General features: G+C 72.7%; 10 protein-coding genes. 4 read left to right on the top strand and 6 right to left on the bottom strand.

Features of this window, described 5'->3' with window-relative positions; all coding sequences use genetic code 11:
* Position 1 precedes the first annotated feature (1 nt).
* Positions 2–2,443, top strand: a complete 2,442-nt coding sequence (gene secD / locus IE145_RS27325) for a protein translocase subunit SecD (protein ID WP_189528112.1) — start codon at positions 2–4, stop codon at positions 2,441–2,443.
* A 21-nt stretch (positions 2,444–2,464) separates the two neighbouring features.
* Here secD and IE145_RS27330 read toward each other — a convergent pair whose 3' ends face one another.
* The gene (locus tag IE145_RS27330) at positions 2,465–3,295 is read right to left on the bottom strand and encodes a helix-turn-helix domain-containing protein (protein WP_189528113.1); all 831 of its coding nucleotides are present in this window, start codon (positions 3,293–3,295) and stop codon (positions 2,465–2,467) included.
* 105 nt (positions 3,296–3,400) lie between these two features.
* Here IE145_RS27330 and IE145_RS27335 point away from each other — a divergent pair, with 105 nt between their 5' ends.
* Positions 3,401–3,706 (top strand): 4a-hydroxytetrahydrobiopterin dehydratase, encoded by a 306-nt coding sequence (locus IE145_RS27335; RefSeq protein WP_189528114.1) that lies wholly within the window; start codon positions 3,401–3,403, stop codon positions 3,704–3,706.
* A gap of 117 nt (positions 3,707–3,823) precedes the next feature.
* Here the strand turns inward: IE145_RS27335 and IE145_RS27340 are convergent, their stop codons facing one another.
* Together IE145_RS27340 and IE145_RS27345 are read right to left on the bottom strand one after the other, a co-directional pair.
* Entirely contained in the window at positions 3,824–4,786 is a 963-nt protein-coding gene (locus IE145_RS27340) for a LysR family transcriptional regulator (protein WP_189528115.1), read from the bottom strand.
* A gap of 117 nt (positions 4,787–4,903) precedes the next feature.
* Positions 4,904–5,809, bottom strand: a complete 906-nt coding sequence (locus IE145_RS27345) for a Rossmann-fold NAD(P)-binding domain-containing protein (protein WP_189528116.1) — start codon at positions 5,807–5,809, stop codon at positions 4,904–4,906.
* 91 nt (positions 5,810–5,900) lie between these two features.
* On the opposite strand from IE145_RS27345, the gene IE145_RS27350 reads away from it, so the two are divergent.
* The gene (locus tag IE145_RS27350) at positions 5,901–6,911 is read left to right on the top strand and encodes an AraC family transcriptional regulator (RefSeq protein ID WP_189528117.1); all 1,011 of its coding nucleotides are present in this window, start codon (positions 5,901–5,903) and stop codon (positions 6,909–6,911) included.
* Positions 6,908–7,795, top strand: a complete 888-nt coding sequence (locus IE145_RS27355) for a class I SAM-dependent methyltransferase (RefSeq protein ID WP_189528118.1) — start codon at positions 6,908–6,910, stop codon at positions 7,793–7,795. The genes IE145_RS27350 and IE145_RS27355 overlap by 4 nt, the downstream gene beginning before the upstream one ends.
* 43 nt (positions 7,796–7,838) lie before the next feature.
* On the opposite strand, the gene IE145_RS27360 is transcribed toward IE145_RS27355, so the two are convergent.
* From IE145_RS27360 to IE145_RS27370, 3 genes are all read right to left on the bottom strand, one after another.
* Positions 7,839–8,306 carry an RICIN domain-containing protein gene (locus tag IE145_RS27360; RefSeq protein ID WP_189528119.1) on the bottom strand — a complete coding sequence of 156 codons (468 nt, stop codon included), beginning with the start codon at positions 8,304–8,306 and terminating at the stop codon, positions 7,839–7,841.
* 108 nt (positions 8,307–8,414) lie between these two features.
* Entirely contained in the window at positions 8,415–9,251 is an 837-nt protein-coding gene (locus IE145_RS27365) for an aldo/keto reductase (protein ID WP_189528120.1), read from the bottom strand.
* 85 nt (positions 9,252–9,336) lie between these two features.
* Positions 9,337–11,136, bottom strand: coding sequence for an AMP-dependent synthetase/ligase (locus IE145_RS27370; RefSeq protein ID WP_189528121.1), 1,800 nt, complete (start codon positions 11,134–11,136; stop codon positions 9,337–9,339).
* Positions 11,137–11,548 lie beyond the last annotated feature (412 nt).

An 11,548-nucleotide genomic window follows, 5' to 3' on the forward strand; every position in this document is an offset into this window, starting at 1 on the left:
CATGACTCGTGCCACCGCGGTGCGAGCGGTTCTGGCTGTCGCCGTGCTGCTCGTCTCCGTCTACATCTCCCTGACCATGTCACCCAGACTCGGCCTCGATCTCCAGGGCGGCACCCGCATCGTGCTCCAGGCCCGGGACACCGCGACCGTCGAGGCGGACCGGGAGACCACCGACCGCACCCTGGAAGTGCTGCGGCAGCGGATCGACTCGCTGGGCGTCTCCGAGCCGACCCTGACCCGTTCCGGCGAGGACCGGATCATCGTCGAACTGCCCGACGTACAGGATCCGCGTCAGGCGACCGAGGTGATCGGCCGGACGGCCCAGCTCACCTTCCACGCGGTCGAGGGCCCGGGGACCGACGGACCGGAGGAGAAGGCTCCGAACGGGAAGACCCCGGACGGAGAGACGTCGGACAGGAAGACCCCGGCCCCCGAACCCACCGCCGACGCCGACGCCGAATCCACCCCCGACGCCGACGCCGACGCCGACGCCGACCCAACCCCCACCCCCGACCGGCTGACGCTCCCCGACGAGCAGGGCCGTCTCCTCGCCCTCGGCGAACCCCGGCTCTCCGGCGCGGGCGTCGAGGACGCCACCGCCGCGTTCGACGCGCAGAGCGGAGCGGGCTGGACCGTGTCGCTGGAGTTCCGCAAGGGCGCCGGGCAGGACTGGAAGAAGCTGACCGGTGAGGCCGCCTGTCATCCCGCCGGGGACGACCGGCGGAGGGTCGCCATCGTCCTCGACGAGAAGGTCATCTCGTCGCCGCAGGTCGACCCCTCGGTCGGCTGCGGGGCCGGGCTGCCGTCCGGCGCCACCCAGATCACCGGATCGTTCAGCGCCGACGAGGCGCGCGACCTGGCGCTGCTGATCAAGGGCGGGGCCCTGCCCGTGCCCGTCGAGATCGTCGAACAGCGGACCGTCGGCCCGACCCTCGGCGCGGCGGCCATCGACGCGAGCGCGCAGGCGGCCCTGATCGGCGCGGCCGCCACCGCGCTCTTCATCACCGTCGTCTACCGCCTCCTGGGCGCGCTGGCCGCCGTGGCGCTGGGCGCGTACGGGGTGATCTCGTACGCCGCACTCGTCGCCTTCGGCGTCACCCTGACCCTCCCGGGGCTCGCCGGGTTCGTCCTCGCGATCGGGATGGCGGTCGACGCGAACGTCCTGGTCTTCGAACGGGCCAGGGAGGAGTGCGCCGACCGGCCGAAACGCTCCCTGCGCTCCGCGTTGACCACCGGGTTCCAGAAGGCGTGGAGCGCGGTCGCCGACTCCAACGTGACCACGCTGATCGCGGCCGGACTGCTCTTCTTCCTGGGCTCGGGCCCGGTCAAGGGCTTCGGCCTCACGCTCGCCATCGGGGTCGTCGCCTCGATGTTCTCCGCGCTGGTCATCGCCCGCGCCCTCACCGAGATCGCGGCGAACTCCCGCTTCGTCAGCGACTACCGGGGCGTCAACGGCATCGGCCGTCCCGGGGCCGTCCGCACGTGGCTGGTCCGCAAGGACCCGAAGCTCTACCGCGCACCGGTCCGGTGGCTCGTCGTCTCGGCGGCGCTGGTCGCCGTCGCGGTGGCCGGGATCGTGGTGCGCGGGGTGGACCTGGGCGTCGAGTTCACCGGCGGCCGGCTGGTCGAGTACTCCACCAGCCGCCCGGTCGACGTCGAGACGGCCCGGGACAGCATCGCCGCCGCCGGGTTCGGGGACGCCGAGGTCACCACGGCGGGCGAAGGCGACCTGTCCGTACGCACCGGGAAGCTCGACAACGACGGCGAACACGCCCTGCGCACCGCCCTCGCCGAGGAGGGCGGTGAGACGACGAAGGTACGGGACGAGCTGATCGGACCGAGCCTCGGTGACGAACTGCGCCGCAACGCGCTGATCGCCCTGGGCGTCGCGGTCGCCGTGCAACTGGCCTACCTGGCGGTCCGGTTCCGCTGGACGTTCGCGGTGGCGTCCGTCGTGACGATGGTGCACGACGTGATCCTGGTGGTGGGGGCCTTCGCCTGGCTGGGGCGGCCGGTGGACGGCATCTTCCTGGCCGCCCTGCTCACCGTCATCGGCTATTCGGTCAACGACTCGGTGGTGGTCTTCGACCGGGTACGGGAGCTGTGGGGGGCGAACCGGCGGACCCCGTTGGACACCATCGCCCGCCGGGCCGTCCTGCAGACCGTGCCCCGCACGGTGAACACCGGGATGGGCGCCCTGTTCATCCTGGTCGCCCTCGCGGTGCTGGGCGGCGACTCGCTGGCCGACTTCGCGCTCGCCCTGCTCATCGGCATCGTCGTCGGCACCTGGTCCTCGGTGTTCACCGCCGTACCCGGGGCCCTCACCCTGGAGCGGAGCGCCAAGGCCCCGCCGCCGCCCGCACCGGGGAAGGGGAAGGGCACATCGCGCGGAAAGGCCCGTGCGACCCGCCGCGATCCGCTCGACAACGGGGCCCGCGTCTGAGGGGAGCGCGAAGGGGCCGGGTCAGGACGGGACGTGGGCGTGCAGATAGGCGGCGGTCTCCCGGTCCGCCGGGAGGAAGGTCTCGATGGCCAGCTCGGCCACCGTCACGTCCATCGGCGTGTTGAACGTCGCGATCGACGACACGAACGACAGGACCCGGCCCCCGTGTTCGAGCAGCATCGGCAGCGCGAACGCCGAGCCGGTCCCCTCCCGGCCGCCGCCCGTTCCCCCCGTGGCGCGGGGCGTGCGGTCGGCCCGGGCCGGAGCCGGATACGCGGCCACCTCGTCGTACAGCTCGCGCAGGGCCGGCGAGCGAACGAGGGCGATCTGGCGGTCCATCTGCGCCAGCAGGTCCGCCCGCCACTCCGGGAGGTTCACGATGCGCGGAGCGAGCCCCTGCGGGTGGAGGGTGAGCCGCATGGCGTTCAGGGGCGGGGTCAGCAGCTTCTCCGGTACGCCTTCCAGCAGCAGCGCGATTCCCCGGTTGGCCGCCACCACCCCGTAGGTGCCGTCCACCACGAGCGCCGGATACGGCTCGTACGCCGCGAGCAGGCGCTCCAGGCTCTCGCGCAGCGAGGCCATCGCGGGGTCGTCGAGGGACGTCTGGGGGTAGCGGGGTGCGTAACCGGCGATCACGAGAAGGGCGTTGCGTTCCCGGACCGGGACGTCCAGGTGTTCGGCCAGTCGCAGGACCATGTCCTCGCTGGGCCGGGAGCGGCCCGTCTCGATGAACGAGATGTGGCGGGCCGAGGAGTCCGCGCGCAGGGCGAGTTCCAGCTGGCTGATGCGCCGCTGCTCCCGCCAGTCCCGCAGCAGTGGTCCCACTCCCGTGTCGGGCAAGACAGTCGTCATGCCCAGACCGTAACGTCACCGGCGGGCCGGGGACGGTGCCGGTACGGGCCGCCTGGCCCGCCGTGACGCATGTGCCGATCCACCGAGACCCACGGGAGCCGTCCCATGAGCGCCGAACCGCTGTCGCCGTCCGAGACCGAAAGCCGGCTGGAGAGCCTGCCCGGCTGGGCGCTGGAAGGGGACCGGATCACCCGGACCTTCCGGCTGCCCTCCCACTTCGCCGCCGCCGCGCTGACGGTCCACATCGCGCGGATCCAGGACGAGTTGAACCACCACTCCGATCTCACGCTCGGCTACAACACGGTGGCCCTCGCCGTCCACACGCACTCCGCGGGCGGCGCTGTCACCGAGAAGGACCTGGCCCTCGCCGCCCGGGTGGCGGCCGCGGCCCCGGCCCACGGAGCCGAATAGGCCGGTGCGAGCCGGGCAGACCGGTGCGAGCCGGATAGGCCGGTGCGAGCCGAAGAGGCCGGTGCGAGCCGGATAGGCCGGTGCGTGCCGCGGTCCGGCCCACCCGCCGCCTCCCGCTCAGGCCACCGTGCCGAACCGCGGGTGCGCGCCGAGCCACCGCGCGTAGGTCGGGCTGCGCGACACCGCCTCCGCGTACGCCTCGCGGGTCGCCGCGGCCACCGTCCCCGCCGCCGCGTCGGCGGCGGGGGAGCGGGGATGCCAGCCCACCAGATGACGCCAGCTGAGCGGAGCCCCGGCCAGCGGTCTGGTCACCAGGCCCGGTGTCGGCGGGAACGTCGCCCGGCACAGCCCGATCGCCCGCCCCACCTGCACCAGATGGACGACCGAGGACGTGTCCGTCTCGTAAACCGACACCGGGGTGAAGCCCGACCGCGCGCAGGCCGCGGTGAAGCAGTCGGCGAAACAGCCGTCGCCCGGCACGTCCGCCCAGCACTCGTCCGCGAGCGCGGCCAGATCCAGTTCCGCTTCGCCCGCCAGGGGGTGGTCCTCCGGCAGCATCACGAAGACCGGATCCACCCCGACGACTTCCCAGACGAGCCGGTCCGCCAGCGGCGGCGCGCTCTCGCCGCACGTCCCGATCAAGGCGAAGTCCAGCCGCCCGTCGATCACCAGCGAGGCGATCTCGTCCACCGACCACGCGGTGTACGTCGACACCGCCGCCGACGGGTGCGCGGCGGCCATCCGGTCCACCAGACCGCCGAGCAGCGGGCCGTGCGTGCCGCCCAGCCGGAACCGGTCCAGCGCCTCCCTCGCATTGGCGAACCGTACGGCCTCGGCCTGCAGTTCGCTGACCGCGGGCAGCACCACCCGGGCCCGCTCCAGCACCAGTTCGCCGAGCGGGGTGGCACGGGCTCCGGTGTGGTCACGCTCGAAGAGAGTGCCCCCGAGGGCCTTCTCGATCCGCCGCAGCTGAGCGCTGAGAGCGGGCTGGGCAAGCCCCAGCGTGGCGGCGGCCTTGGTGAGGCTGCCCGTGTCGGCTATCGCACGGACCGTTCGCAGATGGCGCAACTCCAGCTCCATAAGGGCAAGTTATGGCCCCTGAAGCACCCCGGCAATACATGTGCTCCGCCTACCTTTCGGTCGGTGTACACGGGCCGTACGCCGCCGGGCCCGCGCGACCCGGCGCGACGTTCCGCTTCAGCCGTGCCAGGCGCCGTCCCGGGCGGCCTCGCGGGCGAAGTCCGCGAAATCCTTCGGCTCCCGCCCCAGCACCCTCTTCACGTCGTCGGTCGTCGCAGCGTTGTGTCCGTCCAGCAGGGTGGCGAACAGCTCGGCCAGGAATGCGGCCTCCGCCCCGAACACCCCGAACTCCTCCAGCAGCGAGGCGTACGCGGGCCCCGTCACGGGCACGTACCGCACCGGCCGGCCCGCCGCCCGCCCCAGTTCCCCGGCCGCCTGCTCGAAGGTCAGGGACCGCGGGCCCGTCAGCTCGTACACCGCCCCCGCGTGCCCGTCCCCGGTCAGCGCGGCCACCACCACATCGGCCAGATCGTCGAGGTCCACGAACGGTTCCGCCGTCGTGCCCGCGGGGAAGACCAGCTCGCCGCCGATCACCCCGTCCAGCAGCGCGCCCTCGCTGAAGTTCTGGGCGAAGAACGCCGACCGGACGACCGTGACCTCCGCCGGTCCGGCGGCCCCGCGCAGCGCCTCCTCGGCGACGGCCGCCTGCGGCTCGCCCCGTCCCGACAGCAGCACCACCCTGCGCACCCCGCACGCCGCCGCCCTCCGCCCGAACGCGGCCATCGCCTCCGCCGCCCCGGGCACCGCCAGGTCCGGGTAGTGCGCCACATAGGCGGCCTCCGTACCGCGCAACGCGGCCTCCCACCCCGTGTCGTCCTGCCAGTCGAACGGCACCTCGCCGGTGCGCGAACCCGAGCGGACCGGCACACCGAGGCCCGTCAGCCGCTCCACCACCCGGCGGCCGGTCTTGCCCGTGCCGCTCGTCACCAGAACCGTGCCGGTCATCCGTCCCACGCCCCGCCCGTCGTCACCGCTGTTGCTGTTGCCGTTGTCGTCTCGTCGTGTGTACGCGTTCTCCGTCATGCCCTCCAGACTCCCGGGGCCGCGCCCGCCGGGACATGCTCGAAAGACTCAGCCACCTACTCGTGCGTCCACCCGTCTACGCTGGCGGGCCATGGACGCTCTCGCCGGACTTCTGGACGGACCCCGGGCCCGGGGCGCGTTTCTGCTCCGCATGGTGATGGAGCCGCCCTGGGCGGTACGGATCGAGGACCGGGCGCCCATCTGCCTCATGTCGGTCCGGCGCGGCGCGGCCTGCATCGTCCCGTCCGACGGAGGCGGACCCGTCCGGCTCGGCCCCGGGGACATCGCGGTGGTCCGCGGCCCCGACCCGTACACCGTCGCCGACGCACCCGGGACGACACCCCACGCGCTCGTCGGGCCCGGCGGTGTCTGCACCACGCTGCACGGCCGCCCGCTCGGCGAGGACATGGTGCTGAACGTACGGACCTGGGGCAACGCGGCCGACGGCGGTACGGCCGTCCTCGTCGGCACCTATCTCCTGGACGGGGAGATCAGCAGCCGGCTGCTCGCCGCCCTGCCCCCGCTCCTCACGGTCCCCGCCGACGCGCGGGCCCGGCCGCTGCTGGACCTGCTCGACGCCGAGATCGCCCAGGACGAGCCGGGCCAGCGGGTCGTCCTGGACCGGCTGCTGGACCTGCTGCTCATCGCCGTGCTCCGCGCCTGGTTCGCCCGGCCCGGGGCCGACGCGCCCGCGTGGTACCGGGCGCTGGGAGACCCGGTGGTGGGCACGGCGCTGCGGCTGCTCCAGGACGACCCGGCGCACCCCTGGACCGTGGCCTCGCTCGCCGCCCGCGCCGGGGTGTCCCGGGCCGGGCTGGCCCGCCGGTTCACCGAGCTGGTCGGGGAGCCGCCGATGGCGTACCTCACCGGCTGGCGGCTCGCCGTCGCGGCCGACCTGCTGCGCGAGAGCGACACCACGGTGGAGGCCGTGGCCCGGAAGGTCGGATACAGCACCCCCTTCGCCTTCAGCGCCGCGTTCAAACGGGTCAGGGGAGTCAGCCCGCAGGAGTACCGGGCCGGCCCGTCGGAAGACACGCTCGATTTGCCGGATCGGCAAAGAACCTTGCCGGGTGACCGGTCCGCGCGGAAGCTGGCCCCATGAGCAGCCACGCCGGTCACGGCCACCACGACACGCACGCCGCCGACATCGACTGGGACGTCCTGGGTCCCCTGTTGGAACAGGAAGCCGAACTCAACGGTACGCAGTACGAGGAGGCGGCCCGCTGGATCGCCGCCCTGCCCACCGCGCCGAAGGTCCGCCGGGTCCTCGACATCGGCAGCGGCCCCGGGGTCGTCTCCTGCCTGCTGGCCGAGGTCTTCCCGGAGGCCGAGGTGGTGGCCGTGGATGCCACGCCCGCTCTCCTGGAACGCGCGACGAACCGGGCGCGCCGCCTCGGGGTGATCGACCGCTTCCGGACGCTCGAAGCCGAACTCCCCTCCGACGTCGACCGGCTGGGCGAGGCCGATCTGATCTGGGCGGGCAACTCCCTGCACCACCTGGGCGATCAGCGCGCCGCGCTGGCGGGCTTCGCCGGGCTCCTGCGGACCGGCGGTACGGTCGCGCTCGTCGAGGGCGGCCTGCCCGCCCGGCGGCTGCCCCGCGACATCGGTATCGGAGAGCCCGGCCTGGAAGCACGTATGACCGCGGCCGCCGCCACCCGCTTCGAGCGCATGCGGTCCGAACTCCCGGGCGCGAAGCGGGAGATCGAGGACTGGGCGGCGCTCTTCACCGCGGTCGGCCTCGTCCCGCAGGGCACCCGCAGCTTCCTCCTCGACCTGCCCGCCCCCGTGCCCCGCCCGGTCCGCGAGCACGTCATCGCGAGCATCACCCGCGAGCGCGACGTGGTCGGCGACCTGCTGACGGCCGAGGACAGGGCCGTACTGGACCGGCTGCTGGACCCCGAGGACCCCGAAGGCCTGCACCACCGCCCCGACGTCCACCTGCTCGCCGCCCGCACGGTGCATCTGGGCCGCCGCGGCGACTGAACCAGCGCTGCCGGCCGCCGCTGCCTCACCGGCATCCCCGGACCTACGCCACCGGCTCCAACTTCCACCACTGGAAGGGGGAGTCGGTGTCCTCCCACTGCTGAACCGCGCCCCCGGCCTTGGTGGAACCGTCCGCGACCTCCATGACCAGCCCACTGATGAAACTCACCAGCGTCACCGTCCCCGGCGCCTCCGGATGCTGCTCGATCAGCCACTCCTGGGCGCCGTAGTTGTTGGCCTTCCACTGCTGGATCCGGGTGCCGTTCGACGTGTCGGCGTTCGCCACGTCCAGCCGCTTCCCGCTGTGCTCGTTGACCAGGTGGAAGAGGGCCGCGCCCTCGTGCACCGGGGACAGCCGCCACACCTGCGCGGCCGTCCCGTCGTCCGCGCCCTGCTGGACCCGGGCCCCGCTGCCCTTCGCCGCGCCGTACACCTCCAGCACCAGCTTGCTGCCGACGTTGCGGAGGCGGTACGGGCCCGCCTCGACGACCGGCGCGAGTTCGCCGCTCATGTTCCCCGTCTCTCCGATGGATGTGTGATGCGGGCCGCCGCCCGTCCGGGTGCCACGACGGCGCCCCCACCGCTCGCACGGTGGGGGCGCCGTCGTCGGCCGGGCGCCTCAGGCGCCGACGTTGAACTCCGCCGGGTCCGGGCCGAGGCGCTTGCCCTCGTCCAGGGCCGCGAAGGCGGCGAGGTCGTCGGCGTCCAGCTCGAAGTCGAACACGTCCAGGTTCTCCTTGATCCGCGACGGGGTCACGGACTTCGGGATCACGATGTTGCCGGTCTGCAGGTGCCAGCGCAGCACCACCTGGGCGGGGGTGCGGCCGTGCTTCTGGGAGACGGCGACGACCGTCGGCACCTCCAGCAGGCCCCTGCCCTGGCCCAGCGGCGACCAGGCCTCGGTGGCGATGGAGTGCTCGGCGTGGAAGGCGCGGGCCTCGGCCTGCTGGAGCTGCGGGTGCAACTCGATCTGGTTGACGGCCGGGACCACGGACGTCTCGGCGAGCAGCCGCTTCAGGTGCTCGGGGTGGAAGTTCGACACACCGATGGCCTTCGCGCGGCCGTCGGCGAGGATCTTCTCGAACGCCTTGTACGTGTCGGTGTACGCGTCCTTCGCCGGGACCGGCCAGTGGATCAGGTACAGGTCGACGTAGTCCAGGCCGAGCTTGTCGAGCGAGGCGTCGAAGGCGCGCAGCGTGCTGTCGTGGCCCTGCTCGCTGTTCCACAGCTTCGTGGTGACGAACAGTTCGTCGCGCGCGACGCCGGAGGCCGCGATGGCCTTGCCGGTGCCCGTCTCGTTCTCGTAGATCGCGGCGGTGTCGATGCTCCGGTACCCGGTCTCGATGGCCGTGGCGACCGTCTTCTCCGCCTCGTCGTCCGGCACCTGCCAGACACCGAAACCGAGCTGCGGCATGACGAGGCCGTTGTTGAGGGTGATGGAGGGGACCTGGCTCACGAGCGGTCGATCCTAACGTCGTCGGTTGATAACTCCTCCCGACAACGTCCGGGCGGGGCCGGGCATTCCCGACGCAGCCGGCCGGTCAGTGGTAGAGCGCGTCGACCTCGACCGCGTACGCCGCCTCGATCGCCTTCCGCTTCAGCTTCAGCGAGGGCGTCAGCAGCCCCAGGTCCTCGGTGAAGGGGTGGGCCAGGATCCGGAACGTGCGGATGGACTCGGCCTGGGACACGGCCGTGTTGGCGGCCACCACCGCCCGGCGGACCTCCATCTCCAGGTCCGGGTCCCGCACCAGCTCGGCCGCGCCGAGCGGGGCACGGCCCTGCATCGACAGCCAGTGGTCGACGGACTCCTGGTCCACGGTGACGAGCGCCGCGATGTACGGGCGGTCGTTGCCGACCACGATGCACTGCGCCACCAGCGGATGCGCCCGGACACGTTCCTCCAGGCCGGCCGGCGAGACGCTCTTGCCGCCCGACGTCACCAGGATCTCCTTCTTCCGTCCGGTGATCGTCAGATAGCCGTCCTCGTCCAGCGAACCGAGATCCCCGGTCGCCAGCCAGCCGTCCTGGAGCACCGCCCGGGTGGCCTCGGGGTTGCCGAGATAGCCGGAGAACACGTTCGGCCCGTGCACCCACACCTCGCCGTCGTCCGCGATGTGCACGGACGTCCCCGGGATCGGCTGCCCGACCGTGCCGTAACGGGTGCGCTCGGGCGGGTTCGCCGTCGCGGCGGCGGTCGACTCCGTCAGCCCGTACCCCTCGAAGACCGTCACCCCGGCGCCCGCGAAGAACAGTCCGAGCCGGCGGTCCATGCCGGAGCCCCCCGACATCGCGTGCCGCACCCGGCCGCCCATGGCGTCGCGGACCTTCTTGTACACGACCTTGTCGAAGAACTGGTGCTGCATCCGCAGCCCGGCCGACGGGCCGGGGCCCGCCCCGAACGCCTTCAGCTCCATGGCCTCGGCGTACTTCACCGCGATGTCGACAGCCTTGTCGAACGGCCCGGCCCTGCCTTCCGTCTCGGCCTTGCGCCGGGCCCCGTTGAACACCTTCTCGAAGATGTAGGGAACCGCCAGGATGAACGTCGGCCGGAACGTCATCAGGTCCGGCATCAGCGCGCTCGCGGACAGCTCCGGCTGGTGGCCGAGCTTGACCCGGCCACGGATCGCGGCGATCTCCACCATCCGCCCGAAGACATGAGCCAGCGGCAGGAAGAGGAGGGTCGCCGCCTCGTCGCCCGGCCTGGAGTGGAACACCGGCTCCCAGCGGCCGGCCATCGTGTCGCTCTCGAACATGAAGCTCGCGTGGGTGATCACACATCCCTTGGGGCGGCCCGTGGTCCCCGAGGTGTAGATGACGGTCGCCACGGAGTCGGGCGTCACCGCGCGCCGGTGCCGCTGCACCACCTCGTCGTCGATGTCCACGCCCGCCCCGAGCAGCTCGTCGACCGCTCCGGCGTCCAGCTGCCACAGCCGCTTCAGACGCGGCAGCCGGTCGATCACCGAGCCGACCGTCATGGCGTGGTCCTCGTGCTCGACCATCACCGCCACCACCTCGGCGTCGTGCAGCATCCACAGGACCTGCTCGGCGGAGGAGGTCGGGTAGATCGGCACCGACTGGGCGCCGACGGTCCAGAGCGCGAAGTCGAAGAGCGTCCACTCGTACCGGGTACGGGACATCAGCGCGACCCGGTCGCCGAACCGCACCCCGTGCGCGATCAGCCCCTTGGCCAGGGCCAGCACAGCATCGCGGAAGTCCCCGGAAGTCACATCGCGCCACTGGCCCCCGGCGTCCTTGCGGCCGAGCGCGACGCGGTGCGGATCATCCTCCGCGTGGTCGAAGACCACATCGGCCAGACCGCCGACCTGAGGCGGCGCCGCCATGGGTGGGACAGTGAATTCGCGCAATGACATGCTCCTCGTGGCGCTCCGCACAGCGCCGCGACGCTACCCCAAGCGGGGGCCCGGCGGGAGGGGCCCGGAACCTCCGCACACCAGGACGAGCCCCCAGGTCAACCGTCGAAATCCGGCCAGATGGGCAAGGCTCGGGCGTCCGGGGGCCCAGTTCTGCCGGAGGGGTAAGCGGCTCGCGCCGGAATCTCCACCGAATCCGACCGCCGCGACCACCGGGGCGGGCGCCGCCCGAAGAACGGTCGGCGCCCGTCCTGCGGGCCGGCGCCGGTCCGGAGGGCGGCGGCCGGCCCCCTCGCGGCAGCATCGGCAGTCCGGGAGCGGCTAACTGATCGTTTCAGAATGGGGCCGACGGTCAGTCGTCGTCGAGCTGCTGAAGGACCTG

It is taken from the genome of Streptomyces sindenensis (assembly GCF_014649035.1).
Classification (GTDB): domain Bacteria; phylum Actinomycetota; class Actinomycetes; order Streptomycetales; family Streptomycetaceae; genus Streptomyces; species Streptomyces sindenensis.

Bases quoted from the DNA above. Each gene is read 5' to 3' on its own strand.
- IE145_RS27350 (WP_189528117.1), top strand. From the start codon at position 5,901: ATGGACGCTCTCGCCGGACTTCTGGACGGACCCCGGGCCCGGGGCGCG.
- IE145_RS27340 (WP_189528115.1), bottom strand. From the start codon at position 4,786: ATGGAGCTGGAGTTGCGCCATCTGCGAACGGTCCGTGCGATAGCCGAC.
- IE145_RS27335 (WP_189528114.1), top strand. From the start codon at position 3,401: ATGAGCGCCGAACCGCTGTCGCCGTCCGAGACCGAAAGCCGGCTGGAG.
- IE145_RS27370 (WP_189528121.1), bottom strand. From the start codon at position 11,136: ATGGCGGCGCCGCCTCAGGTCGGCGGTCTGGCCGATGTGGTCTTCGAC.
- IE145_RS27330 (WP_189528113.1), bottom strand. From the start codon at position 3,295: ATGACGACTGTCTTGCCCGACACGGGAGTGGGACCACTGCTGCGGGAC.
- IE145_RS27355 (WP_189528118.1), top strand. From the start codon at position 6,908: ATGAGCAGCCACGCCGGTCACGGCCACCACGACACGCACGCCGCCGAC.
- IE145_RS27360 (WP_189528119.1), bottom strand. From the start codon at position 8,306: ATGAGCGGCGAACTCGCGCCGGTCGTCGAGGCGGGCCCGTACCGCCTC.
- secD (WP_189528112.1), top strand. From the start codon at position 2: ATGACTCGTGCCACCGCGGTGCGAGCGGTTCTGGCTGTCGCCGTGCTG.
- IE145_RS27345 (WP_189528116.1), bottom strand. From the start codon at position 5,809: ATGACGGAGAACGCGTACACACGACGAGACGACAACGGCAACAGCAAC.